Annotated in this window: 23 protein-coding genes and 3 pseudogenes; 15 read left to right on the top strand and 11 right to left on the bottom strand. The window is 70.9% G+C overall.

From position 1 onward, the window contains the following. Positions 1-110: 110 nt before the first annotated feature. The 8 genes from mshD to AB0I22_RS31305 all read left to right on the top strand — a co-directional run bounded on the left by mshD (position 111) and on the right by AB0I22_RS31305 (position 9,123). Complete coding sequence (mshD, locus tag AB0I22_RS31270; protein ID WP_363134341.1) at positions 111-1,034, top strand: mycothiol synthase; 924 nt, start codon at positions 111-113, stop codon at positions 1,032-1,034. A gap of 96 nt (positions 1,035-1,130) precedes the next feature. Continuing rightward, positions 1,131-1,559, top strand: coding sequence for a GntR family transcriptional regulator (locus AB0I22_RS31275; RefSeq protein ID WP_363134403.1), 429 nt, complete (start codon positions 1,131-1,133; stop codon positions 1,557-1,559). Further along, complete coding sequence (locus AB0I22_RS31280; RefSeq protein ID WP_363134342.1) at positions 1,556-2,491, top strand: ABC transporter ATP-binding protein; 936 nt, start codon at positions 1,556-1,558, stop codon at positions 2,489-2,491. The genes AB0I22_RS31275 and AB0I22_RS31280 overlap by 4 nt, the downstream gene beginning before the upstream one ends. Then, positions 2,488-3,486: an ABC transporter permease gene (locus tag AB0I22_RS31285; RefSeq protein WP_363134343.1), complete on the top strand. Its 999-nt coding sequence runs from the start codon at positions 2,488-2,490 to the stop codon at positions 3,484-3,486. The genes AB0I22_RS31280 and AB0I22_RS31285 overlap by 4 nt, the downstream gene beginning before the upstream one ends. 232 nt (positions 3,487-3,718) lie before the next feature. Beyond that, positions 3,719-6,046, top strand: a complete 2,328-nt coding sequence (locus tag AB0I22_RS31290) for an RNA degradosome polyphosphate kinase (protein WP_363134344.1) — start codon at positions 3,719-3,721, stop codon at positions 6,044-6,046. A gap of 151 nt (positions 6,047-6,197) precedes the next feature. Continuing rightward, positions 6,198-7,409 (top strand): CHAD domain-containing protein, encoded by a 1,212-nt coding sequence (locus AB0I22_RS31295; protein WP_363134345.1) that lies wholly within the window; start codon positions 6,198-6,200, stop codon positions 7,407-7,409. A 62-nt stretch (positions 7,410-7,471) separates the two neighbouring features. After that, positions 7,472-7,915 (top strand): NUDIX hydrolase, encoded by a 444-nt coding sequence (locus tag AB0I22_RS31300; RefSeq protein ID WP_363134404.1) that lies wholly within the window; start codon positions 7,472-7,474, stop codon positions 7,913-7,915. 230 nt (positions 7,916-8,145) lie between these two features. Then, positions 8,146-9,123 (top strand): hypothetical protein, encoded by a 978-nt coding sequence (locus AB0I22_RS31305; protein ID WP_363134346.1) that lies wholly within the window; start codon positions 8,146-8,148, stop codon positions 9,121-9,123. A 152-nt stretch (positions 9,124-9,275) separates the two neighbouring features. Here the strand turns inward: AB0I22_RS31305 and AB0I22_RS31310 are convergent, their stop codons facing one another. From AB0I22_RS31310 to AB0I22_RS31320, 3 genes are all read right to left on the bottom strand, one after another. Continuing rightward, a complete protein-coding gene (locus tag AB0I22_RS31310; RefSeq protein ID WP_363134347.1) occupies positions 9,276-10,703 on the bottom strand; it encodes a DHA2 family efflux MFS transporter permease subunit in 1,428 nt (475 codons plus the stop codon). Positions 10,704-10,993: 290 nt separating this feature from the next. After that, positions 10,994-11,590, bottom strand: coding sequence for a hypothetical protein (locus tag AB0I22_RS31315; RefSeq protein ID WP_363134348.1), 597 nt, complete (start codon positions 11,588-11,590; stop codon positions 10,994-10,996). 117 nt (positions 11,591-11,707) lie between these two features. Next, positions 11,708-12,292 carry a CGNR zinc finger domain-containing protein gene (locus tag AB0I22_RS31320; RefSeq protein WP_363134349.1) on the bottom strand — a complete coding sequence of 195 codons (585 nt, stop codon included), beginning with the start codon at positions 12,290-12,292 and terminating at the stop codon, positions 11,708-11,710. 51 nt (positions 12,293-12,343) lie between these two features. Between AB0I22_RS31320 and AB0I22_RS31325 the strand changes: the two genes are divergently transcribed. Next, entirely contained in the window at positions 12,344-13,801 is a 1,458-nt protein-coding gene (locus tag AB0I22_RS31325) for an MFS transporter (protein ID WP_363134350.1), read from the top strand. A gap of 51 nt (positions 13,802-13,852) precedes the next feature. After that, a complete protein-coding gene (locus AB0I22_RS31330; protein WP_363134351.1) occupies positions 13,853-14,974 on the top strand; it encodes an epoxide hydrolase family protein in 1,122 nt (373 codons plus the stop codon). A gap of 48 nt (positions 14,975-15,022) precedes the next feature. On the opposite strand, the gene AB0I22_RS31335 is transcribed toward AB0I22_RS31330, so the two are convergent. Together AB0I22_RS31335 and AB0I22_RS31340 are read right to left on the bottom strand one after the other, a co-directional pair. Further along, the gene (locus AB0I22_RS31335; protein WP_363134352.1) at positions 15,023-15,292 is read right to left on the bottom strand and encodes a hypothetical protein; all 270 of its coding nucleotides are present in this window, start codon (positions 15,290-15,292) and stop codon (positions 15,023-15,025) included. A 266-nt stretch (positions 15,293-15,558) separates the two neighbouring features. Continuing rightward, positions 15,559-15,969: a hypothetical protein gene (locus AB0I22_RS31340; protein ID WP_363134353.1), complete on the bottom strand. Its 411-nt coding sequence runs from the start codon at positions 15,967-15,969 to the stop codon at positions 15,559-15,561. A 111-nt stretch (positions 15,970-16,080) separates the two neighbouring features. Here AB0I22_RS31340 and AB0I22_RS31345 point away from each other — a divergent pair, with 111 nt between their 5' ends. Next, on the top strand, positions 16,081-17,442 hold the full coding sequence (locus tag AB0I22_RS31345; RefSeq protein WP_363134354.1) for a tetratricopeptide repeat protein: 1,362 nt from the start codon (positions 16,081-16,083) through the stop codon (positions 17,440-17,442). A 31-nt stretch (positions 17,443-17,473) separates the two neighbouring features. Here the strand turns inward: AB0I22_RS31345 and AB0I22_RS31350 are convergent. The 3 genes and pseudogenes from AB0I22_RS31350 to AB0I22_RS31360 all read right to left on the bottom strand — a co-directional run. Further along, positions 17,474-17,566: pseudogene (locus AB0I22_RS31350) on the bottom strand (class I SAM-dependent methyltransferase); the annotation flags it as partial. After that, positions 17,560-18,060, bottom strand: a pseudogene (locus AB0I22_RS31355) (helix-turn-helix domain-containing protein); the annotation flags it as partial. The pseudogenes AB0I22_RS31355 and AB0I22_RS31350, both read right to left, overlap by 7 nt. Before the next feature lie 69 nt (positions 18,061-18,129). After that, positions 18,130-18,495 (bottom strand): VOC family protein, encoded by a 366-nt coding sequence (locus AB0I22_RS31360; protein ID WP_262036924.1) that lies wholly within the window; start codon positions 18,493-18,495, stop codon positions 18,130-18,132. A 95-nt stretch (positions 18,496-18,590) separates the two neighbouring features. Here AB0I22_RS31360 and AB0I22_RS31365 point away from each other — a divergent pair, with 95 nt between their 5' ends. Further along, complete coding sequence (locus AB0I22_RS31365; RefSeq protein WP_363134355.1) at positions 18,591-19,556, top strand: WYL domain-containing protein; 966 nt, start codon at positions 18,591-18,593, stop codon at positions 19,554-19,556. Between the two features lie 16 nt (positions 19,557-19,572). Here AB0I22_RS31365 and AB0I22_RS31370 read toward each other — a convergent pair. Beyond that, positions 19,573-20,152, bottom strand: a pseudogene (locus tag AB0I22_RS31370) (IS5 family transposase); the annotation flags it as partial. A 114-nt stretch (positions 20,153-20,266) separates the two neighbouring features. Then, positions 20,267-20,842 carry a hypothetical protein gene (locus AB0I22_RS31375; protein WP_363134356.1) on the bottom strand — a complete coding sequence of 192 codons (576 nt, stop codon included), beginning with the start codon at positions 20,840-20,842 and terminating at the stop codon, positions 20,267-20,269. Positions 20,843-21,004: 162 nt separating this feature from the next. Between AB0I22_RS31375 and AB0I22_RS31380 the strand changes: the two genes are divergently transcribed. Further along, entirely contained in the window at positions 21,005-21,286 is a 282-nt protein-coding gene (locus AB0I22_RS31380) for a hypothetical protein (protein WP_363134357.1), read from the top strand. Positions 21,287-21,353: 67 nt separating this feature from the next. Here AB0I22_RS31380 and AB0I22_RS31385 read toward each other — a convergent pair whose 3' ends face one another. Next, on the bottom strand, positions 21,354-22,172 hold the full coding sequence (locus tag AB0I22_RS31385) for a class I SAM-dependent methyltransferase (protein ID WP_363134358.1): 819 nt from the start codon (positions 22,170-22,172) through the stop codon (positions 21,354-21,356). A gap of 455 nt (positions 22,173-22,627) precedes the next feature. Between AB0I22_RS31385 and mshA the strand changes: the two genes are divergently transcribed. Beyond that, positions 22,628-24,001, top strand: a complete 1,374-nt coding sequence (gene mshA / locus AB0I22_RS31390) for a D-inositol-3-phosphate glycosyltransferase (RefSeq protein WP_363134359.1) — start codon at positions 22,628-22,630, stop codon at positions 23,999-24,001. Beyond that, a complete protein-coding gene (locus AB0I22_RS31395; protein ID WP_363134360.1) occupies positions 23,994-24,521 on the top strand; it encodes a YbjN domain-containing protein in 528 nt (175 codons plus the stop codon). The genes mshA and AB0I22_RS31395 overlap by 8 nt, the downstream gene beginning before the upstream one ends. The last annotated feature ends 4 nt before the right edge of the window (positions 24,522-24,525 follow it).

The following is a 24,525-nucleotide window of genomic DNA, read 5'->3' on the forward strand; positions in this document are numbered from 1 at the left end:
GGCAGCTTACGGTCCGCGTGCGTAGCCCGACAGGAGGAACGGGTTACGGGGCGGTTGCCGCGCGTCGACGGGGGAGGGGGCGGGCGGCGGCGCCGCCGTAGGCTCGTTCCATGAGCGACATGGTGAACGAGACAGCCGGCGAGCGCCGGATCGAGGTGCTGGAGGAGCTCGCGCCGCAGACCGCGCAGGCCGTGCTCGACCTGGTGGAGGAGGCGGCCCGGTCGGACGGCCAGTCCGCCGTCTCCGAGCAGGGGCGGCTGCATCTGCGCGGCCGCCGGGCCGGGGTGCGGCACCTGCTGCTGTGGGCCGGGGGCGGGGAGCTCGTCGGGTACGGGCAGTTGGAGGACGCGGACCCGGTGGAGGCCCCGGCGGCCGAGCTGGTGGTGCGCCCCGGGCGGCGGGGGCGCGGCCACGGCCGGGCCCTGGGGACGGCCCTGCTGCGGGAGTCCGGCAAGCGGCTGCGGGTGTGGGCGCACGGCGGCCATCCGGCGGCCCGGCACCTCGCGCAGGTGCTGGGGCTCTCCCTCTTCCGCGAGCTGCGGCAGCTGCGGCGGCCGCTGAAGGACCTGGAGCTGGGCGAGCCGGTGCTGCCGGCCGGGGTGTCCGTACGGACCTTCCGGCCCGGCGAGGACGACGCGGCGTGGCTGGCGGTGAACGCGGCGGCCTTCGCGCACCACCCCGAGCAGGGCTCGCTGACGCAGCGGGACCTGGACGACCGCAAGGCGGCGGCCTGGTTCGATCCGAAGGGGTTCTTCCTCGCGGAGCGGGACGGGCAGATCGTCGGCTTCCACTGGACGAAGGTGCACGCGGCCGAGGGGCTCGGCGAGGTGTACGTGCTCGGGGTGCGGCCGGGCGCGCAGGGCGGCGGGCTCGGCAAGGCGCTGACCGCGGTCGGGCTGCGGCATCTGGCGGGCGAGGGGCTGCCGACGGCGATGCTCTACGTCGACGCGGACAACGGGCCCGCGGTCGCGGTCTATGAGGGGATCGGGTTCGTGACGCACGAGACGGACCTGATGTACCGGACGGAGACCTGAGCGGCCTTCATGCCTCCGGCCGGCCCCCGTCCGTTTGACACCGGACAGTGCCGCACATCACCCTTTCACTAGGCAAATAGTGGAAGGGTGATGTGCGTGGTCGAATTCCGCATCGACCGGCGAAGCGGCGTCTCCACCTATCTGCAGATCGTCCAGCAGACCAAACAGGCGCTCCGGCTGGGTCTGCTCGCCCCCGGCGACAAGCTGCCCACCGCCAAAGAGGTCGTCGCGGCCACCGCCATCAACCCCAACACCGTCCTCAAGGCGTACCGGGAGCTGGACCGCGAGGGACTGGTGGAGGCGCGCCCCGGGCTCGGGACCTTCGTGCGCCGCTCCCTCGCCCGGCCGGGCGCCGCCGCCGACTCGCCGCTCCGCGCCGAACTGGCCGACTGGATGGACCGGGCCCGCACCGCCGGGCTCGACCGGGAGGACGCGGCCGCGCTGGTCCTGTCCGTACTGGACGCGGAATTCGGCGACGGCGGCCCGTCGCCCGCACCGAACGCTGTGACCGAGGGAACCGGATGACCGACCTGACCTACCAGCCGGACCGGACCGCCGTGGAAGCGGTCGGACTGGGCTACAAGCACTGGCGCGGCCGGGCCCTGCGCGACTGCTCCTTCCGGCTCCCCTCCGGCCGCGTCTGCGGACTCGTCGGCCCCAACGGCGCGGGCAAGTCCACGCTGCTGGCGCTGGCCGCGGGGCTGCGCCGGCCGACCGAGGGCCGGATCGAACTCCTCGGCCACGAGCCCGCCGACCCCGCCCTGCGGCCCCGCATCGGCTACCTGGCCCAGGACAAGCCGCTGTACCCGTACCTCACCGTCCGCGAGACGCTGCGGCTGGGCCGCGAGCTGAACCCGGACCGCTGGGACCAGGCCACGGCCGAAAGCATCCTGGGCGAGGGGCACGTGCCGTTCGGCCGGCGGGTGGCCGCCCTCTCCGGCGGCCAGCGGACCCGCGTCGCCCTCGCTCTCGTCTTCGCCAAGCGCCCCGAGATCCTGCTGCTGGACGAGCCGCTGAGCGACCTCGACCCGCTCGTCCAGCACGAGATGACGGCCGCCCTGATGTCCGCGGCCGCGGAGCACGCCATCACCGTCGTGATGTCCTCGCACGTCCTCGCCTCCCTCGACGGGGTCTGCGACTACCTGCTGCTGATAGCCGGCGGCCGGGTGCGGCTCGCGGGCGAGGTGGAGGACCTGCTCGCCGCGCACTCGCTGGTCGTCGGCCGCAAGGAGGGGGGCGCCCGGCAGCCGGAGCTGGCGCCGCACACCGTCATCGAGTCGCGCACCACGGGCCGTCAGCTCACCGCGCTCGTCCGGTCCGAGGGCCCGGTGACCGGTCCCTGGGAGGCCGCCGAACCGTCCCTGGAGGAACTGCTCCTCGGCTACCTGCGCTCGCCCGACGCCCCCTGCCTGTTCACCCCCAGCGCCGAGCCGCGCACCCGGAAGGCGGCGGCATGACGACGACCGCGACGACCGACGGCGCGCCGCGCACCGCCCCGGACCCGCACCGTTCGCCGGTGCACGGGGTCACCTGGCTGGTCCTGCGCCAGCACCGGCTCACCCTGTGGATCTCGGCGGTCGTCTTCCTCGCGCTCGTCATCGAACTCGTGTGGCTGCGCACCGCCATGACGGATTACATCCGTACGACCATGCGGCACTGCGCCGACGCCGGCGCGCACACCGACTGCGCCACCGAGGCCATGGGGGTCGAGACGGACTACGGCGAACTGCTGAACGCGACCGGGCTGTTCATCGGGCTCCTGCCGCTGCTGTTCGGCCTGTTCGTGGCCGGGCCGGTGATCGCCCGCGAGCTGGAGAGCGGCACGTACCAGCTGGCCTGGACGCAGTCCGTCACCCCGATGCGCTGGTTCGCGGCCAAGCTCGCGCTGCCGGCCGTCGTCGCGGTGTCCGGTCTCACGGCGCTGAGCGCGCTGCACACCTGGGCCTGGTGGCCGGTCCAGGACCTGCTCCCCGGCCAGAGCTGGTACCAGGGCTTCGACAAGCTCGGCGCCGCGCCCGTCGCGTACGCCCTGCTCGGCGTCGCGGTCGGCGCGGCAGCCGGGCTGCTGATCAAGCGCACGCTCGTCTCGATGGCCGTGACGCTGGTCGTCTTCGAGGTGCTGACCTGGGCGTTCGCGGCGCTGCGGCCGTATCTGGCGGGGTCCCGCACGAAGGTCGGCAAGGACTTCCCGACCCTGAACAGCATGGACTGGGGGTGGCGGCAGGGGTACGTCACCGCGAGCGGCGGCCACCTGCCCGAGGAGACGTGCCCGAGCCGCTCGGCCGTACAGCAGCAGTGCCTCACCGATCACCACGTGGTCGGCGGGTTCGGCGATTACCACCCCGCCTCGCAGTTTTGGACACTCCAATGGACGCAGGCGGCGCTGGTCGTCGTGGTCGCCGCGGCGCTCGCGTGGTTCGCGGTGCGCTGGATGCGGCGCGGCCACCGCTGAGGGCCGCATCCCCGCGGCGTCTGTCGCGACGTCCCGCGCGGCGCCGTCGATGCCGCGGGGTAGCGTCCCGATTTCCTAAGCGCCATGTGCGCGTTACCGGCGATTCAATTGCGGTTGCGAGCATCGCTGAATGCAGCCCGCTGTGCCCGATCCCCCCGACCGCAGGCTCCGCGCCGCCCACGAGCCGCTTTCCGACGCGCCCGTGGTACCGCTCGCGCGGAACAATGGCCACATGCTGCATTCTCCTGAGGAGCGTCCGCCGGGCCCCCGGAAGACCGCACGGGCCCAGCCGCCGGCCGACCCGCCGCCGCAGCCCTCGGTCGGCTCCATAGCGGCACACCGCCCGCACGCCGTGGGCGCGCCCGCCGTCCGGGAGCTCGAACCCGACCTGGACGCGGACCCCGACGCGTACGAGGGATACGACGGGTACGAGGAGAGCACAGCCCGGCAGGCGGACGGGGGCGAGGACGGGGACGAGGAGGGCGGGAAACTGCCGCAGGGCCGGTTCCTGGACCGGGAGCGCAGTTGGCTCGCGTTCAACGAACGGGTGCTGGAACTCGCCGAGGACCCGGCGACGCCGCTCCTCGAACGGGCGAACTTCCTGGCCATCTTCGCCAGCAACCTCGACGAGTTCTTCATGGTGCGGGTCGCCGGCCTCAAGCGGCGCATCGCGACCGGCGTGGCGACCCGCTCGGCGTCCGGGCTCCAGCCCCGCGAGGTGCTGGACCTGATCTGGACCCGGTCCCGGGAGCTCATGGCCCGGCACGCGGCCTGCTACCAGCAGGACGTCGCGCCCGAACTGGCCGAGCGGGGCATCGATCTGATCCGCTGGCCCGAGCTGACGGAGAAGGAGCAGAGCCGCCTCTTCACGCTCTTCCGGCAGCAGATCTTCCCCGTGCTCACCCCGCTGGCCGTGGACCCCGCGCACCCCTTCCCGTACATCTCGGGGCTCTCGCTCAACCTCGCGGTCGTCGTGCGGAACCCGGTCAGCGGACATGACCACTTCGCACGTGTGAAGGTCCCGCCGCTGCTGCACCGCTTCCTGGAGGCGTCGCCGCAGCGGTACGTGCCCCTTGAGGACGTCATCGCGGCCCACCTCGAAGACCTCTTCCCCGGCATGGAGGTGCTCGCGCACCACATGTTCCGGGTCACCCGCAACGAGGACCTGGAGGTCGAGGAGGACGACGCCGAGAACCTCCTCCAGGCGCTGGAGAAGGAGCTGATGCGGCGCCGCTTCGGGCCGCCGGTGCGCCTGGAGGTCGAGGAGTCCATCGACCCGTACGTGCTCGACCTGCTGGTCCGCGAACTCAAGGTCTCCGACGCCGAGGTCTACCCGCTGCCCGGCCCGCTGGACCTGACCGGGCTGTTCGGGATCGCGACGCTGGACCGGCCGGAGCTCAAGTACCCGAAGTTCGTGGCGGGCACCCACCGGGACCTCGCCGAGGTGGAGTCCGCCTCCGCGCCCGACATCTTCGCCGCGCTGCGAGAGCGCGACGTGCTGCTGCACCACCCGTACGACTCGTTCTCCACCTCGGTCCAGGCGTTCCTGGAGCAGGCGGCGGCCGACCCGGCCGTACTGGCCATCAAGCAGACCCTGTACCGGACCTCCGGCGACTCGCCGATCGTGGACGCGCTGATCGACGCCGCCGAGTCGGGCAAGCAGGTCCTGGTCCTGGTGGAGATCAAGGCGCGCTTCGACGAGCAGGCCAACATCAAGTGGGCGCGGAAGCTGGAGGAGGCGGGCTGCCACGTCGTCTACGGGCTGGTGGGGCTCAAGACGCACTGCAAGCTCTCCCTCGTGGTCCGCCAGGAAGGCGACACGCTGCGCCGCTACTCCCATGTGGGGACCGGCAATTACCACCCGAAGACGGCGCGGCTCTACGAGGACCTCGGGCTGCTGACCGCCGACGCGCAGGTGGGCGCGGACCTCTCCGACCTCTTCAACCGGCTGTCCGGATACTCCCGGCGGGAGAGTTACCGGCGGCTGCTGGTCGCCCCCAGGTCGCTGCGCGACGGCCTGCTCACGCGGATCGCCAAGGAGGTCGCGGGCCACCGCGCCGGGCGGCCCGCGTACATCCGCATCAAGGTCAACTCGATGGTGGACGAGGCCGTCATCGACGCGCTGTACCGGGCCGCCCGGGCGGGCGTGCCGGTCGACGTGTGGGTGCGCGGCATCTGCGCGCTGCGGCCGGGCGTGGCCGGGCTGAGCGAGAACATCCGGGTGCGCAGCGTGCTCGGCCGCTTCCTCGAACACTCACGGGTGTTCGCCTTCGAGAACGGCGGCGAGCCCGAAGTCTGGCTCGGCAGCGCCGACATGATGCACCGCAACCTCGACCGGCGCATCGAGACGCTGGTACGGGTCACCGACCCCGCCCACCGCGCCGCGCTGCACCGGCTGCTGGAGTCGGGCCTGTCCGACTCCACCGCCTCCTGGCACCTCGGCGCGGACGGCGGCTGGACGCGGCACGCCACGGACGGGGACGGCCGGCCGCTGCGGAACGTGCAGGAGATGCTCATAGACGCCCGGAGGCGCCGGCGTGGCTCATCAGCGACCCCATGACCTGCGGACTTCGACAGCTCCGGCCGCTCCGGCCGCTCCGGCCGCTCCGGTCGTCCCGGCGGCTTCGGCCATGGGACCGGCGAGTCCGGCCGGCGCGCCCGTGCCGGGCCGTGCGGACCGCGGCGAAGACAGCCTCAGGGGGGAGGACACCATGATGAACCACGCGGTCGGGACGGCGGTCCCGGCTCCGGCCTCGGTTTCGGGCCCGGCTCCGGCCTCGGCCCCGGCCTCCGCCGGAAGAGCCGAGCCGACAGCCGCCGACGTGCTCTCCGGCTACCTCAACGCGCGGGCGGCGGACTTCCTGCGCAGCCTGCGGCTGCACTCGGAGAGCGGCGCCGACGCGGACGACACCGTCGAGGCCGCCCGGCTGCTGCGCCGCTCCGCGCGGCGGATCAGCGGGGCCCTGTACGTCTATCGTCCGCTGACGGACACCGGCTGGGCGGACCAACTCCGCGCGGAACTCGCCTGGTTGTCGGGCACGCTGGCGCGCGAGCACGCGTATGCGGCCCGGCTGGCGCGCCTGCGGGGCGCGCTGCACCGCCTCTCCGGCGCGGCCGGTCCGCCGCAGCCGGGGGGCGAACGGGACCGGGCCCGCACGGCGGAGCGGGACGGCGAACGGGACCGGATGCGGGCGGCGGAGCGGGACGGCGAGCGGCCGACGAGCGCGCTGACGGTGGGCGCGGCGCGCGCCGGGGCCCTGCTGGAGCGGCAGTTGACGCTCGCGCGGACCCGCGCCCACTCGGCGGCGCTCCAGTCGTTGGGGTCCTCCAGGTTCCACGCGGTGGCCGACGCGGTCGCCGTGCTCGCCTCCGAGGTGCCGCTCGACCCGGCCGCCGAGGACCTCCTGGCCCACCAGGCGCTGCCGAGGCTGGCCGACCACACCCACCAGCGGCTCGTCGAGGCCGTGCGGGCGCTGCCGCTCGGCCTGGCCGGACACCCGTACAACGCCGAGGCGCTCGTCCACGGCCTGGCCGCCACCGAGGCCGCCGACGCGCCGCCCGCCGCGGAGCGCCAGGACGCGCCCTGGCACCACGTACGGGAGCTCGTACGGCTGCGTCGGTACGCACAGGAGGTGCTGGACGCACCGGGCCCCGACGCGCCGGGTTGTGCGGCCGACGAGGGGGAACCCGGCTTCGCGGTCCGGCTCTTGGGCGCGAGCCAGGCACTGGACCGCCACCGCGACGCCGCCGAGGCCGCCGCCGCTGCCGCCTCCGCCGCCCGTACGCCCCGCATCGCCCCGGCCACCGCGTACGCTCTCGGCGTGCTCCACGCCGATCAACGGCACGAGGTGGAGGCGGCGAGGTTCTCCTTCGGGCGGATCTGGCAGCGGCTGGCGGCGGCGCCGGCGAAGACGGCGCCATGACGCGTACGGGCGCTCGGGCGCCCGTACGGCTGGAGGAGACGAGCGATGGGCGGAGCGACGGGATGACGATGGCGGACGGGACGATCCGCGCGGCGGGCTGCGTACTGTGGCGGCGCGGTCCGGTCGACGGACAGCTGGAGATCGCGCTCGTGCACAGGCCGAAATACGACGACTGGTCGCACCCCAAGGGCAAGCTGAAGCGCGGCGAGGACGCGCTGACCGGCGCGCAGCGCGAGGTGCTGGAGGAGACCGGCATGGAGTGCGAGCCGGGGGCGGTCCTGCCCACCGCGCACTACATGGCGGGCGTCCGCCCCAAGGAGGTCCGCTACTGGGCGGCGGAGGCGACGGAGGGCTCCTTCGAGCCCAACCGCGAAGTGGACCGCCTGCTATGGCTCCCCCCGACCGCGGCCCGCGCCCGCCTGACACAGGACCGCGACCGACCGCTGGTGGACGCGCTGCTTCGCGCCCTTCCTGCCGACGTAGGGGGCGATGCGACCTACGTGTGACCGGGTGGGGTTCAGTCGCGTCCAGGGTTGACCCCTGCCCGCCCGCCCCGCGAAGGCGGCGGACCGTAGAGCGGATGCGCGAAGCCGCCAGTCAGGCGCGCGAGGTGCGGTTTTGGCGGTACTGTGACCGAGTCATCACGCTCCGCGCATATGCACGGAGCGGCCCCCAGTGGTGCGACAACACCGGTCTGAGGGCCTTCACCGCGAGTGGAATCACAGGTCCCACCGAGATGCTCCGGCATGTTATCGCGCCCACCGGGCGCTACGTGAAGGCGGCGCACGACGTCGTCCGTCATTGTCGTCTGAACAGTGACGCCAAGATCCTCCTCATCTACGTACAGGGCCTCCCCGAGTCCGAGACCGGCAGGCCGCTCAGCGAGCACGCCGCACGGGTCGGGATCAAGGGGCGGTCGTTCCAGAAGGCCAAGCGACTGCTCGTCGAGGGCGGCTACTTCCACGACTGGCGGTGGCAGGCCGAGCGCGGGCGCTGGATTACGCAGCAGGTCTTCTCCAACACCGTCCTGAGCGGCGAGGAGGCGGCCCGGGTACGGGACGGGGCCCCGCCGAGTACGCAGTCTCCGACGGTCGGCGGACCGACCGGCCGGAGGGCCGGTGGTCATATCCAAAAGAAGAAGAACGAGGAGAAGAACTCCTCCCTCCCACCCACCGTCGCTCCGCTCGAAGAACCGCCCGCCCAGGACCGCCCGGACGGCCCGGCCGCCACCGAGGGGCCACCGCCCCTCGCCCCTTCAGCCGAACGAATCCGGCAGGCGATCCTCGCCCCTTACCTCGCCGAGGCCGAAAGAGTCCTGCTGTCGCTCCGTCACGTCGACCGCCGACTGCGCCTTGGTGTGTCGGAGGCCCGGGAACTCGCCGGTGCAGCCGCCGAGTGGTTTCTGCGCGGAGCGCGGGCCGGGGAGCTGCGGGAGGCACTTACGACCGGGCTGCCGCCCGAAGGGGTCTGGTACGCACCGGGGTTCGTACGTCGCAGGCTCACCGACAAGCTGCCGGAGGCGCGGAGCTTCGCCGAGCAGCAGCGGCGTGACCACGCCGCTCAGCCGCCGTCGCCGCCCGCCCGGTTCACGACCTGTCAGGGTCCCGGCAGCGAACACGTCTTCCGGCCCGTAGCCGACGAGACGCACTGCGGCCCATGTCGGCAGGCACGGGCCGAGGCGGCTTACTCCGCCGCCCGCGCCGAACCGATCTGACGGCCGCCCCGGAATTCCGTACCTCATGGTGGGGCGCGCGGAATTCCCGTACCTCATGGTGGGGCGCGAAACTCCGCACCCCACCCTCGACAGCCCCCAGCCGCAGACGACAGACCGGCACCGGCCTCGCCCGGCCCGCTCGGACGCTCCGGCTACTGCGCCGCGACGGTGGGCTCTTCGGGTGCCGTGGGCTCCGGCTCGGGCTCGGTGCGCTTCTGCGACGGAACGAAGAAGGCGAGGACAAGCGGGATGGCACCGAGGGCGACGATCCACCAGAACGTTCCGGTGAACGCCGAGAGTCCGTCCGCCGCCGAGGCGGCACCGGTGAGCCGGTTCTGCAGGATCACGGCGATGACCGCGACGCCGAAGGGCGCGCCGACGCGCTGTACGACGCTGAACGCCGCGCTGGCTCGGGGGGTTTCCTCGTAGCTCAGGTTCGAGAGGGCGAGTGCCATCACCGGGAACGTGGTGGCGGCGAAACCGAGTCCCTGGGCGAACTGTCCGGTCAGCAGCAGCGCTGTTCCGCCGTGTGCGTCCGCGAGGGCGAACGGCACGGTCCCGATCATGGTCAGCAGTACACCGGCGGCGACGATGAAGCGGCCGTCGAGCCGTGCCGCGAGGTTGCGCAGGGCCACGACGAAGAACATCGCGCCGAGCCCCTGCGTGATGAGCAGCACGCCCGTGTGCAGCACCGTCTCGCCGCGAACCTGCTGGTAGAAGAGGGGGAGCAGGAACGACAGGGCGTAGGTCGAGAACCCGCTCGCGAAGGTGATGACGCCGCTCAGGCCGAAGCTGCGCCGCGCGAACACGCGGACATCGATGAGAGCGGGGCGACGGGCGCGCAGCGAGTGGACGGTGAAGGCGGCGAGCAGTACGACACCGATGAGGAGCGGGAGCCAGGCGCGAGTGGCGGCGAAGCCGTCCTTTCCGGAGAGCTCACCGATGCCGTAGGCGATGGCGACGACGCCGGGCGTGAGCAGGAGGAAGCCGAGAACGTCGAGTCGGTGACCGCGCTGCCCGGAGGACTTGGGCAGCAGGGACCGGCCGAGTACGAGCGCGACGAGGCAGACCGGCACGTTCACGAGGAACATCCAGTGCCAGCTCAGCGACTGCACGATGGCGCCGCCGAGCACCGATCCGAGGATGGGGCCGAGCAGCCCGGGGAGCGCGACGGCGGCTGTGGCTTTCTGGATGCGTTCCGGGCCGGCTGCCCGCGTGACGATGGAGAGCGTTATCGGCATCACCATGCCGCCGCCGATCCCCTGGATCACCCGGAAGGCGATGAGTACGGGCAGGGAACCCGCGAGGCCGCAGAGGAGCGAGCCGATGAGGAAGGCGCTCACGGCGAACATCCAGGCGTTGCGCGCCCCGAACCGTTCGGAGAGCCACCCGCTCACTGGGATCACTGACACGAAGGCCAGCAGGTAGCCCGTCGCGACCCATTGCGTCTGGGCGACAGAGGCGTCGAACACCGTGCGCAGATGGGCGAGGGCGACGTTGACGATCGTCGTGTCCAGGAGCGTGATGAACACGGCGAGGGCCAGAACGAGGCTGATCAGGGTCAGCCGGCGATCGGTCACCGGCGGCGTTGAGGCCTGTGCGGCCGTAGCTTTTGGGGTCACGGCTTGCACACTACACCGTGCAGTGCAGTAGGTGTACTGCACGGTGTAGAGCGGATCTTGGGCATGGGAATGAACGGGGGCGGGGAAGAGCGCCGCCGGTACGGAGAAGGCGATGCGCGAGGGGCCCGGGAGAAGCGGACGTCGATCCTTGCCGCCGCACGGGAACTGTTCGTGCGCCAAGGCGTGGACCGCGTCGGCGCTCACAGCGGAGATACGGGCGCCGGCAGGGAGGTTCCGAGCCGGTCAGGTCACCCTGTGGGCGTGGCGGTGGCGGGGCTGTGAACCTCCAGGACGACTGCGGTGCCGGCCACGGTTCGGTCCTCGTGCATGGCGATCCGCCGGCCGGGCCGCAGGTGCGCCCAGTGGGAGGGAGTGAGGGGCACGAGGCGAACCGTGGCTCGTCCGCCGGGCTCCAGGACGGGCATGTTCTCAACCCAGAGCGAGGCGATGCTGACCGTGAATCCGCCGGTGGGCGAGAGGTGCCCGATGTCCCACATGGGTCGTAGCGCACCGGCGCCGGGGATCGGCGTCTTGCGTCGCGCCTCGGCGGCAGGACGGAGCGTCAGGTCCGCCCGGATCACGCCGTTGCGGATCTCGGAACACCGCCAATGGCACCAGGCCGCACTCCGCTCCAGCCGGAATTGCTCAGCCGCCTCGGCGAGCTTCTCCCAGAGCGCCAGAGGGAGTTGGCGCTCGTCGCCGAGTTCCTCCAGCAGGTTCAGGGCGAGCTCCCACTCGTCGTGGACGAGGTGGTCCCAGACGTCTCGCACCGTGATGTCGTTCTCGGTGGCGATAGCTTCGGGAACCAGCAGGGAGGCTGATTCGAGCAGTTCGACGACGTCCATGCGGCCATTGTGAATCGCGTCGCGAGGAACGCCCGCGGAGGCCCGTACGAGTTCGTCGAAGGCGGGCGGGCTCGGACGAAACCCCGGAGTCGGCCCGGCAGGATCAGGTGCCGGCGCTCAACGCGGGCTGCGTCGGCTCCGGTAGGCCGCGACGCTGGCCCGGTGTGCGCAGGGTCGGGTGCAGTACTGCTTCGAGCCGTTTCGCGAGAGGTCCACGAAGGTGGCCCGGCAGGTCGGTCCGGCGCATACGCCGAGACGGGCGGGGCCGAGCGTGGCGATCACGGAGGCCAGTGCGCTGAGCGTGGTCGCGGCGAGGTGCGCCGAGCGGCGGTCGGTGTCGGAGGTGACCTCGGTCCACCAGCGGTCGTCCTCGTGGCGCAGTACCGGGGTGGCGCGGCTGCGGCGCAGACCGTCGTTGATCAGGGCCGCGGCTTCGACCGCGTCCGCGTTCGCCCGTTCGAGCACCTCGCGCACCGTCCCGCGCAGCGCGCGGACTTCCGCCAGGTCGGCGCGGGTGAGATGCCGCGGACCGACCCCTTGTTTCGCGGCCGAACTCGGAGGCTCGGCCGCGGGGTGGTCGTCGAGGAAGGCCCGGAGCTGCTCCACGGTCTCCAGCCTGTCCTCTCCCTTGATCGGCATCAGGGTGTTGGCCAGGTCGACGGCCGTCTGGACCACCAATGGGTTGTGATACGCATCCTGCATTTGACGTGTCTCCTCACTGCCTCGTAACGTTACACCCAAAGGAGCTTTGGCATGTCACAACATACCCGGCAAGGAACGACGCCGCAGACGATCCCACCTGGACGGACGCCGGCGCCGGAGCGAACCGACGCCCCGCACGGGCGTCGGCTGGGGCTGACTTTGGGGATGCTGGTGCTGCCGATGTACGTGGCGCTGGGAGCGCCGTCGGTGGCCCTGCCGGCTATCGGCCGCGCACTCGACGTACCGTTCGGGGCCACCGCATGGATTCTCGCCGCGTGGTCGCTGACCTCCGCGCTCGCGATGCCGGTCGCGGGCCGGCTGCTGGTCCGCTGGAGCCCCTTCCAGGTCCTCGTCGCCGGGGTCGTGGTGCTCGCCGCGGGCTCCGCGCTCGCCGGAGCCGGGCCGACACTGCCCGTCGTGATCGTCGGCCGGCTGATCGGCGGCGCCGGGGCGGGCGCGACCGTGATCGCCGTCTACGCCGCGGCCACCGCCCTTCCCGGGCGGCAACGGATCGGCGCCCTCGGAATCATCGCGGCCGCCAGCGCGACGGCGTCGGGGTGCGGGACGCTGGTGGGCGGGGCGGTGACCGAATGGCTCGGATGGCGTGCCGTGCTCGCGATCCCGGTCCTCGCGCTGCCCCTCCTGCTGGTCGCGTGGCCGAGCCGGCGCGCGCTGACGCGTAGCAGTGGCGGCAGCGGCAGCGGTGAGCGAAACGGCTCGACCGGGCGGCTCGACATCGTCGGCGCGGCCGTGCTGTCCGTACTCGCAGGCTCCTTGATCACGTTGCTCCAGGCGCACTCGGTCGGCCTGCCCGCTCCTGTCACGCTCGTCGTGGCAGCCGCCGGGGCGCTCGCCGCCGCGGGGCTGTGGTGGCGCGTGCGAAGCACGCCCGACGCGTTCGTACCCCGGCGGGTGATCGCGTCCCGCGGCTTCCTGGCGGCCGGGCTCATCGGCGGCACCGTCTTCGCCGGCTACTACGGGGTGCTGTTCCGCGCCCCGTCCCTGATCGAACAGGCCACGGGCGGCGGCCCCCTGGAAGCCGGCCTGTTCCTGGTTCCGGCCGCCGTCTGCTCGGTGCTGGCCGGGCGGCTGGTCGGCACCTTGACCGACCGGTTCGCCGGCTGGCAGGTGACGGCCGGGCTCGCGGCACTCACCGTCGTCGGCGTGCTCGTGGTCGCGATCTCCACCGGGCCGGTCCCGATCGTCGTCGGCACGGCGTTGACCGTGTGCGGATTCGCCGGCGCCCAAGCCGTACTGGTGGGCCTCGCACCGGACCTGGTCGCCGCGGACGACCGCGACACCGCACAGAGCCTGCTCAACTTCATGAACGCCCTGGGCGGCGGGATCGGCCCGGCCGCGGTCGCGGGCCTGTCCGGCATCGTGCCGGCGCCGGTGGCCCTCGCCGCGCTCGCGGCACTCCCCCTGGCCGGACTCGTCCTCAGCCTGACCCGGCGCCCTGCCGCCGACCGCCGCCCCGAACCTGAAACCTTGCGTGGGAGCCTGCGATGACGGTCACCCGCATCTGATCCGACAACGCCTCGACCAATAAGGAGCCTTGCCATGTCCGCCGAGCCATTCGAGGTCAGCATCACCGAAGCCGAGATCGTGGACCTGCGTGAACGACTGCGACGGACACGGTGGCCCGAGCGCGAGCCGGTGGACGACTGGTCACAGGGTTTGCCGCTGGCGTACGCGCAGGAGCTCTGCCGCAGTTGGGCGGAGGACTACGACTTCGGGTTCGCCGAGCGGCTGAACGCCTTCCCGCAGTACCGCGACACGATCGACGGGCTGGGCATCCACTTCCTGCACGTCCGCTCGCCGGAGCCGGACGCGTTCCCGCTCGTGCTCACGCACGGGTGGCCGGGTTCGGTGCTCGAATTCCTGGAGATCCTCGGCCCGCTGACCGACCCGCGCGCGTACGGCGGTGACCCGGCGGACGCGTTCCACGTGGTCGCGCCGTCCTTGCCCGGCTACGGCTGGAGCGACAAGCCGTCGACGACCGGATGGGGCATCACCCGCACCGCGCGCGCCTGGGACACGCTGATGGTCTCGCTGGGCTACGAACGGTACGGCGCGCAGGGCGGTGACTGGGGTTCGGCGGTGTCCGGCGCGCTGGGCGAGGTGGCGCCCGAGCGCGTAGCCGGCGTGCACCTGAACCTGGGATCCGTGGCGACGGGCGCGTTCGACGACCCGACCCCCGCGGAACTGGCGAACCTTGAGGCCGAGAGGGAGATGCAGCGCACCGGTCGGGGGTACTCGGCGATCCAGGCGACCCGGCCGCAGACCCTCGGCTACGGCCTCACCGACTCCCCGGCGGGCCAGGCCGCCTGGATCGCCGAGAAGTTCTGGGCCTGGACCGACAACGACGGCCATCCCGAGGACGCGGTGTCGCGGCAGACGATCCTCGACGAGATCTCGGCCTACTGGTTCACCGCGTCGGCCGCGTCGTCGGCGCGCCTGTACTGGGAGGGCTTCGCCGACTTCCGGAACAAGGTGACCGCGCCGTCCGGGCTGTCGGTCTACCCGCGCGACATCACCCGCCCGTCGAGGCGAGAGGCCGAGCTGCGGTTCACCGACCTGCGCTGGTTCGAGGAACTGCCGCACGGCGGCCACTTCGCCGCACTGGAGCAGCCGGAGTCGCTGGTCGAGCAGGTGCGCGGGTTCTTCCGCCTGTTCCGCTGACTGCCCGGGCCATCCCCTGGGGGCTCGCGCCCAGGGGATGGCCCTGTCCTACTGGGATTCCTTGTCAGGCAGCCGGATATCCAGAGCCGCCAGTTCCCACACGGCGTAGTCGCTGATATTGCGTCGATAGCGCCGGTGGCCGGTGCCCTGGGTGTGCTGTCGCATCCACTCCTCGACGGCTTCCGGGTTGCCCTCGCCGCCGGATTCCACGCCGCATTCGACGTCCTCACCCGATACGCACATGGCACTGTATTCGGGCCAGGCGGAAGGGTCTTGGGCGATCGTGAACTGCTCGTACCGAAAGGTGCGGTTTACCATGGGTCGCCCCCCGGAGGGGTTCTCGATGCCGGGCGGCGACAACCGCACGGACGTGTCCGGGCGCCCCCGTCCGGCGCGATGCTCGGGGCACTGGCAAGGCGGATAGGCCATCGCGCCAAGGGGAATCTTCGGTCCTTTCGCTGGCTTTTCCGTGCGCTCCGTGCGCTCTGATTCCGGTTCTCCGTGCTCTTTGGGCACCAAGAGCACTCCGCGCTCCCCATTCGCCGCCATCAGTTGGGAGAGCCTTTCCCTTCCACTGCTCCGCGTCACCGCGCGGCCTCCTTCGAGCCCGAAGCGATGACGCCCGCCAGCGACTCCACCCGGGAGGGCGACACGGTTCCCAGCTCGACGAGCGGGCCCTTGGCGCACAGGCCGGGCAGGGCGAGGCCGGCGGTGAAGAGGGACCGCCGAAGCGATCGCGCCGCGTCGGCCGCCTGGCCTACGCGGTCATCGCTGGGGGCCGTTCGCAACGGCGGCGGCCCAAGGGTCTCCACCAGCCGAAAGGCCGTGTCGTGGCCGATCGGGTCAACGTCGACGAACGCGCGTCCAGCTATCGGGGCAGCCCCGCGCATCGGCAGGTAGAACCCGAGTGCCATGAAGGACAGGTGGAGCTCGTCGGCCAGTTGGCTGGCGATGGCTCGGGCGTCAAGGCAGGTGACTCGCGGTCTTGGGGCCATCAGGAAACCTCACCACGTCAAAGGTTGCAGCGGTCTCTTCTCGCTCTACGTAACCGTCCGACTCCGGTCAGGGGTAGCGTTTGGAACGCAGGGCAGAGTTGAAACCGTTGAATGTTCGCTCGTGCGCGGGGAGTTGGGAACGTGTCTGATCGAAGGCCCAACGACGGGTTGCGTCGCTTGTTGGCAGAGAGCCGCTGGACCTACAGCCAGCTGGCCATGGCGGTCAATCGCACCGGCACACAAGCCGGGGCGCCTCTCAAATACGACGCGACGTCTGTGCACCATTGGCTAGGGGGCACAGTCCCCAAGTCATCTGTCCGCCCGCTGGTGCGTGAAGCGCTGACCAGGAAGTTGGGTCGGCCAGTCACCTACATGGAGATGGGCTTTCCCTCTCCCAAGGATCAGGCCGCCAAGCCGGTGGATACGGTGGATGGGCTGATGGACCTCGGAAGGATCGATATAGATCCGTCACGGCGGGGCGTCCTAGGGGCTGCTCTGTTCTCAGTGGCCCTGACTATCCCCGGTTGGCAGGACGTCATAGGCCGCGCCGATGCCATTCAGAGTGGTCGAACCTCTCGGATCGGGTGGCCCGAGGTGGACATGGTCGTTGCGATGACCGAGAGAGTGTCCGAGCTCGACGACCTGTTCGGCGGGCGCCACGCACGGCCCATGGCGGCGACTTTCATGGTCAACACCGTGGGCCAATACCTAAAGGCAGACGCACCCGAAGACGTGAGGAAAGGGATGCTCTCCGCCGCTGCGGACCTGAGCTATCTCACCGGCTATATGGCAGTGGATGAGGGGTATCACGGGCTGGCGCAGGAGTACTACCTCAAAGCCTTGGAGCTGGCCGGCGCGGCTCAAGACCACCTGACGTATTGCACAACTCTTCGAGGCATGAGCCTTCAAGCCGTGGACCTCCAACACGCCGTACATGCCATGCGGCTGGCGGATGCTGCCGCTGCGGCGTCCCCGGCGGCCGGACCGCGCATGCGGGCCTTCCTCGCCGGTCAGCAAGCCCACTCGGCCGCCCAAGTCGGCGATCGGCAGCATGCTTTGACGTATATCAAAGAGGCTGAGGTGGCGATGGAGAAGGCCGAAGCCGAAGAGAAGGCATTCGGTTCATATGGGCCGTCGTCGCTCCTGTACCACATCAGCCAAGTGAAATACGGCCTCGGTGATGTGCACGGTTGCATCGCCTCCATGCAGGAGTCGCAGAGGTTGCGCCGCAGCGACCACCGCCGGACCCGAGTCCGCTACCAATCACTGCTCGCTGAGCGGCAGATAGAGGTTGGTCACCTTGAAGCCGCTTGTGCGACGTGGGACGGCGTCCTGGACGACTACCCGCTCGTGCACTCCGGAGCATGTGACGACCGGGTCAAGAAGATGCGAACCCTCATCCGCCCCCACCTTCGGAACGGCAACGCCCGACAACTCTACGAGCGGTCGGAAACGATGAAGCGCTCTACATGAGGGGGTGACGGGCCCGCCCCCGGCCCGCCCGTCACCCCCGCGGCGCAAGCGCCTCCCACCGCACGGTGAGCTTCCCCTGCCGCCAGCGGCGCGGCCCGTCCGTCAAGGGCCAGGCGGTCGCCCGACGTAGCGCCATCCACCGCCGTCAGGATGTTCCCGAATTTCTTTACGTCCACGTGCACCAGCGAGCCGGGGTACGGGTGCTCGTAAGCGCGGATGGGTTCTCCAGTGGCACGGTCGAGATAGGACAGCCTGTTCAGCCGCGCGGCGGTGAGGATGCGGTGGACTGTCGACGCGGCGATGCCGAGTCGTGTCGCGAGTTGAACTGGGCCCTCCCTCAATCGCCTCCGCAAGCTGACGCATCGCATCGATACTGCCTTGGGCGTCTTCTTCGGCGAGGTCTTCGGTCGGGACGAGCGGTCTCGCATTGACTCGCCGGCAAGGTGGCGGTTGACCCAGCGCTTCACGGTGGGCCAGGAGAGTGGGCCAGGAGACCTGGAAACGGGCCGCGACTTCGCTGATTGGCCAGCCGTCGTCAGCGACGAGTCGCGCGACTTTCAGACGGTGGCGCGGGGTGAGGGCAGCGCTCGGATGTGACGTGTCTGAGCTCCTGGACAAGCTGAAGGGCCGGCCATCGTGTGTGGCCGGCCCTTCGAGAACGAACTTAGTGGGTAAGGTTCGTGCAGCTCAGTCCACCGGGGAGACCCGGATGAGGTTGCCGTCGGGGTCCGTGATCACGAACGTGCGGCCGAAGACAGCGTCGTACGGCTCCTCCACGACATGGACTCCCTTCGAGACCCAACTCGTGAAGATCTCGTCAACTGCGGACGCTGCTCCCGGCACCATCAGCCCGACTTCGCTCGTGCGAGGGGTGCTCGGGACCGCGTGTTCGCTGCCACCCGTCCACAACGCGAACAGGACGCCGGGGGCTACCTCGAAAGCCACGTAGTGGGGACTGGTGAAGGTCGGTTCGATCTCGAACAGGTCGCTGTAGAAGGCCGTAGCGGCCTCGGCGTCGCGGACGTAGATCAGGAACAGGTTGGGTGCGGGCATAGAGCGCTCCATAGATCGTTGAACTCTCGGTACCGCTCCAGTTGATCGCCTAAGCGCGACAGAACCTGTCACCTTTTCTGTGAACATTGGTCAGCATGAAGGCTTCGAGGCTGTTGCACCTCTTGCTGCTCCTACAGACCCGTCAGCGCATCACCACCACCGAGCTCGCCGAGCGTCTGGAGGTGTCCCGGCGGACGGTGCTGCGGGATGTCGCGGCGCTCTCGACAGCAGGTGTGCCTGTTTATGCCGAACGCGGGCGGAATGGTGGGATTGTCCTGCTCCCCGGTGCACGGCTCAACGCATCCCATCTGGAACCACCAGAGCTGGAGGTCCTCTCCCTGGCTGGTTTGGACAGCGCGCAACTTGAGCGCATGGGCCTGTCTGCGGTGTGGGAGTCGGCCGCGCGCAAGATCGCCGCCCGTCAGGCCGCAGCACCTGAGTCGCCGAGCCTGCTGCGACTGGCGGACCTGGTGCTGGTGGACAGCAACGCGTGGCTTGCTGACTCAAAGGCAGCGGTGGACGTATCGGATCTGGCCTCGGCCCTGCGACACCGACGCCGGCTGCGAATCCAGTACCGGCGCAGCGCCGAGAAACAGGCCTCGGCGCGGGTGGTCGACCCGTACGGGATCGTGGCGAAATCAGGCCGCTGGTATCTCATTGCCGACGACCAGGGGACCGGTCGGCTGTTCGCTCTGGAGCGACTCTCGGCCTACGAACAACTCGACGCGCCAGCTGTTCTCCGACCAGATGAGACCCTCCGCACCAGGTGGGCTGCGTTGAAGGAACGCACCGAGAGGCCAGGCCGAGTGAGCGTGACCGTCCGTCTGCGAGAAAATGGCCTCGACCTGGCACGGCGCATCCTCGGCACCCGCATCCACGATGTCTCCGACACGGAAAACGGCTGGTGCACCATCGTCGTCCGCTACCCCGACATCGAGTCAGTGCGTCAGCTCCTCCAGTTCGGCAACCACATCGAGATACTCACCCCAGAGACAGCCCGCAAACGCATCAGCCAGCTTGCCAAGGACCTGGCTGAAAGACACTCGGCCCCAGCCTCGTGACTGCTAAGACGTCGTCTCAGTTGGTACAGCGGCGATAGCAGATGAGGGTGCTCGCGATGCCTACGAAGGCGAGGAAGTGCTCGGCCTTGCGTTCGTAGCGGCGGTGCAGACGGCGGCACCCATTGAGCCAGGACATGGTTCGTTCAATGACCCAGCGATGGCGACCCAGGCGGTTGGAAGGTTCGATGCCTCGACGGGCGATGCGAGGGGTGATCTGGCGGCGGCGAAGCCACGCCCGCAAATGGTCGAAATCGTATCCCTTGTCTGCGTGCAGCTTGGCCGGACGGCGACGCCTCGGTCCGTAACGAGAGTGGATCGGCGGAATGCCGCGCATCAGCGGGGATCAGGGTCTGGCTGTCGTGCAGGTTGGCACCGGAGACGCCCACTGAGATCGGTAGGCCGTTGCGGTCACAGATGACGTGAATCTTCGACCCGAGTTTGCCGCGGTCGGTCGGACTCGGTCCGGTCAAAGGGCCGCCCTTTACCGCCCGAACACTCGCCGAGTCGATCGCGCACCGGGTCCAGTCCAGTTCGCCGTCCGCACCGAGCCTATCCAGCACCACCCGGTGCAACTTCGCCCACACCCGAGCCTTGGACCCACCAAGGCACCGCTTACCCAGGTGCCTGCCCCCTCACGATCCTCCATCCCTTGCCTGTTTCCGGCCGGCTCACCGCATAGGTCCGTTCTCACCCGACCGAAGCCAGGGGGCCTATCCGTGGTGCCAGACCTCAGCCGGAGTGATGTCCCAAGAGGTGCCCGCGATTCCCGCTGTGTTGAAGAACGAAGCCCAACTCACGACCGCATCGCCCGCGCGCTGTGCGCCTCGATCGAACTCGAAGCCATGCAAGTTGAGGTCGCCCCCGAGGCAGAAGCAAATGCCCAAGTCCCGCTCCAGCGCATGAGCCTCCATCTCCGCGTCCAGCTCGGACGGCACACGGCCTATGAGGCGCAGCCCCTGAAAGATGACTTGGGGGCCACACAGCCCATCAACGAGCACACACGTCAAGCCCACGCCTTCGACGAAGTAGCACTTCACCGCAGGTCGAGCGTCCGATTCAGACCTGCGGAACTCGACCCGCCACTGGGCGCGCTGAGGGTTCCAGCGCTCTATCTCGCTCTCCGCAGCTGAAAATCCATGTTCCGCCATGGCCTTGACGACCTCGTGGCGATTGGTGCCGAAACTCAGCGGTCCGAGAGTTTGGCGAGGCACGTACCCCCACTGTTCCCGCTCCGTGTCCGCAAGCACCACCCAGTAGTCCGTGTTCACCGCCTGATGATCGTTCATGCGAAGCTCTCGAAACAACCCGGCCCAAGAAAGGTGCCTTGGGGCCTTGGCCGCTTCCAGCTCTGCTCCGTTCGTCTCCAACTGAGACGACCTCTAAGTGGCACGCCCTGCTCTCGATCAATGTCCCCGGTCGGTACAAGGGAACTACGCGAAGAGCTTGCCTTGACCGTAGAGATACGTGCCCTGTTGGTCGTGGACTGGGTGGAGCCGCATGGCCCGTGGGACGACCAACTGGCCTTCATTTTCGACGGCGGTGTAGTGGATGGCAGCAGAGCTGCCGATCTACGACCGCACGATGAGGAACTCTCCGAACTCGTTTTTGCCGCCTACGACGAGTCGAGAAGCCTGCTGCCCCCGAGGTTGGCCCGACGCTTCGAGGCAGCCGTAGAGGCGGTTTCGGACGGGAGAATGCGCTACCTGCGCAACGGGATGCCGATCTGGTAGTGCCCGCCTGTGCGCGGGGGCGGCGGTCCGTGCCGGGCCCGGCACGGAGGGCCCCAGCGCCCGACCGTCACCCCCGCGGCGCAAGCGCCTCCCACCGCACCGTGAGCTCTCCCTGCCGCCAGCGGCGCGGCCCGTCCGTCAACGGCCAGGCGGTCGCGAGGGCGGCGGCCGAGTGGATCCAGCGCTGGCGGGCGCCCAGGGCGGCGTAAGGGGCGGCGGAGGCCCAGGCGCGGTCGAAGTCGCGGAGGAAGGCGTGCACCGGCTCGCCCGGCACGTTGCGGTGGATGAGCGCCTTCGGGAGCCGTTCCGCCAGGTCGGAGGGGCGGTCTAGGGAGGCCAGGCGGGCCGCGAAGGTCACCGTGCGCGGGCCCTCGGGGCCCAGCGCGACCCACACGTGGCGGCGGCCGATCTCGTCGCAGGTGCCCTCCACCAGCAGCCCGTCCGGGGCGAGCCGGGCGCGCAGCCGCGCCCACACGGCGGCGACCTCTTCCTCGTTGTACTGCCGCAGCACGTTCGCCGCCCGGATCAGGACCGGCCGCCGGCCGCCCGGCAACGGCACCTCGAAGCCGCCGTGCGCGAAGGTCAGCCCGGCCCGTTCGTACGGCCGCGCCGCCGCGACCCGCGCCGGGTCGATCTCGACGCCGACGACCTCGGCGCCCGGCCGTACGGTCCGCAGCCGGGCCAGCAGCTCGACGGCGGTCCAGGGCGCGGCCCCGTACCCGAGGTCGACCGCGACGGGGTCGGAGCTGCGGAGCAGCGTGGCGGCGTGCGCGGCGGCGATCCAGCGGTCCATGCGGCGCAGCCGGTTCGGGTTGGTCGTGCCGCGGGTCGCCGAGCCGACGGGCCGGGTGGCCGGCGCGGAGCGGTGTGTGGGCGGGGCGGGCATGGTGACGAGCCTATGCGGTGCGCCGCCGGGCCCCGCCGGGCCGCCAGTCCGGGCCCTGGCCGGAGTGGGAGTCCGGGCCTCGCCGGGCCGCCAGTCCGAGCCCCGGCCGAAGTGAGAACCCGGCCCCCGCCTGACCGCGAGCCCGGGCCCCGCCGGACGCGAGTCCGAGCGCCGGCCGGACCGCGAGCCCGGCCCCGGCCGGACCGCGAGTCCCGGCCCCGCCAGACCGCGAACCCGGCCTCTCGCCGGAATAAGACCCCGGACCGCCAGTCCGGCCCCGACCGGAGTGCACCTCCGGCCCCCGACCGGAGCGCACCTCCGCCCCCTCCCCGCACCGCGGCGGCGGCCACCCGGGTGGTCAGCGTCACGTTTTGGCAAAACGGAAATTGGAGCTCACATCTCCGGTGTTGCAAGGCTGACAGCTGTAGCCCGCCTACGCAGGAGGAGCACGTACGGTGAGCCAGTACGTACCGCGGCTCGGCACGCGCCGAAGCCGCACCCACGGCCCGCTCGCCGGGCCGTCGCGACTGCGCCGCACCTCCCGGCGGCCCCGGCGCATCGCCATGCTGAGCGTCCACACCTCCCCGCTGCACCAGCCCGGCACGGGCGACGCGGGCGGCATGAACGTCTACATCGTCGAACTGGCCAAGCGCCTCGCCGCGATCAACATCGAGGTCGAGATCTTCACCCGCGCCACCACCGCGTCCCTCCCGCCCACGGTCGAGCTGGCCCCCGGCGTCCTGGTCCGGCATGTCGACGCGGGCCCGTACGAGGGCCTCGCCAAGGAGGAGCTGCCCGCGCAGCTCTGCGCCTTCACGCACGGCGTGATGCAGGCGTGGGCCGGGCACCGCCCCGGCTACTACGACCTCGTGCACTCCCACTACTGGCTCTCCGGCCACGTCGGCTGGCTCGCCGCCGAGCGCTGGGGCGCGCCGCTGGTGCACGCCATGCACACCATGGCCAAGGTCAAGAACGCCGCGCTCGCCGCCGGCGACACACCCGAGCCCGCCGCGCGCGTCATCGGCGAGACGCAGATCGTACGGGCCGCCGACCGGCTCATCGCCAACACCGCCGAGGAGGCCGAGGAGCTGGTACGGCACTACGAGGCCGACCCCGGCGAGGTCGCCGTCGTGCACCCGGGGGTGAACCTGGAGCGGTTCCGCCCGGCGGGCCCCGACGTGAGTGCGAGCCGCGCCGCCGCCCGCGCCCGCCTGGGGCTGCCGCAGGACGCGCTCGTACCGCTGTTCGCCGGCCGCATCCAGCCGCTGAAGGCGCCGGACATCCTGCTGCGCGCGGTCGGCGTGCTGCTGGACGAGGAACCCGGGCTGCGCTCGCGCATCGTCGTGCCGGTCGTCGGCGGGCCCAGCGGCAGCGGCCTCGCCAAGCCGGAGGGGCTGCACAAGCTGGCGGCCCGGCTCGGCATCGCGGACGTCGTGCAGTTCCGCCCGCCGGTCGGCCAGGACCAGCTCGCCGACTGGTACCGGGCCGCGTCCGTCCTGGTCATGCCGTCCTACAGCGAGTCCTTCGGCCTGGTCGCCGCCGAGGCGCAGGCCTGCGGCACGCCGGTCGTCGCGGCGGCGGTGGGCGGGCTCCCCGTGGCCGTACGGAACGGGGAGAGCGGCTTCCTCATCGACGGCCACGACCCCGCCGACTACGCACACGCCCTGCGGCGCTTCGCCGACGCCCCGGAACTGGCCGACAGCATGGGCGAGCGGGCCGCCCGGCACGCCCAGTCCTTCGGCTGGGACACCGCCGCCTCGGCGACCGCCGACGTCTACACCGCCGCGATGCAGGAACGGCGGCGTCGCCTACGCTCGACACATGGCTGATACAGCTGGCAAGACGGACACGGCTGACGCGCGGCAGGTCATCGAGGCGACGCTCAAGGACGCCGACGTGGAGTGGGAGTCCCCCTCCAGCGGCACATACGTGGTGAAACTGCCCGGTACCCGCAAGCTCTCCACCACCTGCTCCCTGGTCGTGGGCCGGCACTCCCTCTCCGTCAACGCCTTCGTCGTCCGCCACCCCGACGAGAACGACGCCGCCGTCCACCGCTGGCTCCTGGAGCGCAACACCCGCCTCTACGGCGTGAGTTACGCCATCGACCGCCTCGGCGACATCTACCTCGTCGGCCGCCTGCCCCTGGCCGCCGTCACCCCCGAGGAGATCGACCGCGTCCTCGGCACCGTCCTGGAGAACGCCGACGGTTCCTTCAACACCCTCCTGGAAATGGGCTTCGCGACGGCGATCCGCAAGGAGTACGCGTGGCGGACGTCGCGCGGCGAGTCGACCAGGAACCTGGAAGCGTTCACGAATCTGACCGGCGGCAGCGGCGAGGACAAGGGCTGACGCG

Source organism: Streptomyces sp. NPDC050610 (assembly GCF_040654875.1).
In the GTDB taxonomy this organism is placed as follows: Bacteria; Actinomycetota; Actinomycetes; order Streptomycetales; family Streptomycetaceae; genus Streptomyces.

What these genes read in the sequence shown, in the direction of transcription:
- AB0I22_RS31395 (WP_363134360.1), top strand. Translation starts at nt 23,994, where the DNA reads ATGGCTGATACAGCTGGCAAGACGGACACGGCTGACGCGCGGCAGGTC.
- AB0I22_RS31320 (WP_363134349.1), bottom strand. Translation starts at nt 12,292, where the DNA reads ATGCAGGATGCGTATCACAACCCATTGGTGGTCCAGACGGCCGTCGAC.
- AB0I22_RS31300 (WP_363134404.1), top strand. Translation starts at nt 7,472, where the DNA reads ATGACGATGGCGGACGGGACGATCCGCGCGGCGGGCTGCGTACTGTGG.
- AB0I22_RS31305 (WP_363134346.1), top strand. Translation starts at nt 8,146, where the DNA reads ATGCTCCGGCATGTTATCGCGCCCACCGGGCGCTACGTGAAGGCGGCG.
- AB0I22_RS31315 (WP_363134348.1), bottom strand. Translation starts at nt 11,590, where the DNA reads ATGGACGTCGTCGAACTGCTCGAATCAGCCTCCCTGCTGGTTCCCGAA.
- AB0I22_RS31335 (WP_363134352.1), bottom strand. Translation starts at nt 15,292, where the DNA reads ATGGTAAACCGCACCTTTCGGTACGAGCAGTTCACGATCGCCCAAGAC.
- AB0I22_RS31385 (WP_363134358.1), bottom strand. Translation starts at nt 22,172, where the DNA reads ATGCCCGCCCCGCCCACACACCGCTCCGCGCCGGCCACCCGGCCCGTC.
- AB0I22_RS31345 (WP_363134354.1), top strand. Translation starts at nt 16,081, where the DNA reads ATGTTCGCTCGTGCGCGGGGAGTTGGGAACGTGTCTGATCGAAGGCCC.
- AB0I22_RS31365 (WP_363134355.1), top strand. Translation starts at nt 18,591, where the DNA reads ATGAAGGCTTCGAGGCTGTTGCACCTCTTGCTGCTCCTACAGACCCGT.
- AB0I22_RS31375 (WP_363134356.1), bottom strand. Translation starts at nt 20,842, where the DNA reads ATGAACGATCATCAGGCGGTGAACACGGACTACTGGGTGGTGCTTGCG.
- AB0I22_RS31330 (WP_363134351.1), top strand. Translation starts at nt 13,853, where the DNA reads ATGTCCGCCGAGCCATTCGAGGTCAGCATCACCGAAGCCGAGATCGTG.
- mshD (WP_363134341.1), top strand. Translation starts at nt 111, where the DNA reads ATGAGCGACATGGTGAACGAGACAGCCGGCGAGCGCCGGATCGAGGTG.
- AB0I22_RS31325 (WP_363134350.1), top strand. Translation starts at nt 12,344, where the DNA reads ATGTCACAACATACCCGGCAAGGAACGACGCCGCAGACGATCCCACCT.
- AB0I22_RS31290 (WP_363134344.1), top strand. Translation starts at nt 3,719, where the DNA reads ATGCTGCATTCTCCTGAGGAGCGTCCGCCGGGCCCCCGGAAGACCGCA.
- AB0I22_RS31280 (WP_363134342.1), top strand. Translation starts at nt 1,556, where the DNA reads ATGACCGACCTGACCTACCAGCCGGACCGGACCGCCGTGGAAGCGGTC.
- AB0I22_RS31295 (WP_363134345.1), top strand. Translation starts at nt 6,198, where the DNA reads ATGATGAACCACGCGGTCGGGACGGCGGTCCCGGCTCCGGCCTCGGTT.
- AB0I22_RS31360 (WP_262036924.1), bottom strand. Translation starts at nt 18,495, where the DNA reads ATGCCCGCACCCAACCTGTTCCTGATCTACGTCCGCGACGCCGAGGCC.
- AB0I22_RS31340 (WP_363134353.1), bottom strand. Translation starts at nt 15,969, where the DNA reads ATGGCCCCAAGACCGCGAGTCACCTGCCTTGACGCCCGAGCCATCGCC.
- AB0I22_RS31285 (WP_363134343.1), top strand. Translation starts at nt 2,488, where the DNA reads ATGACGACGACCGCGACGACCGACGGCGCGCCGCGCACCGCCCCGGAC.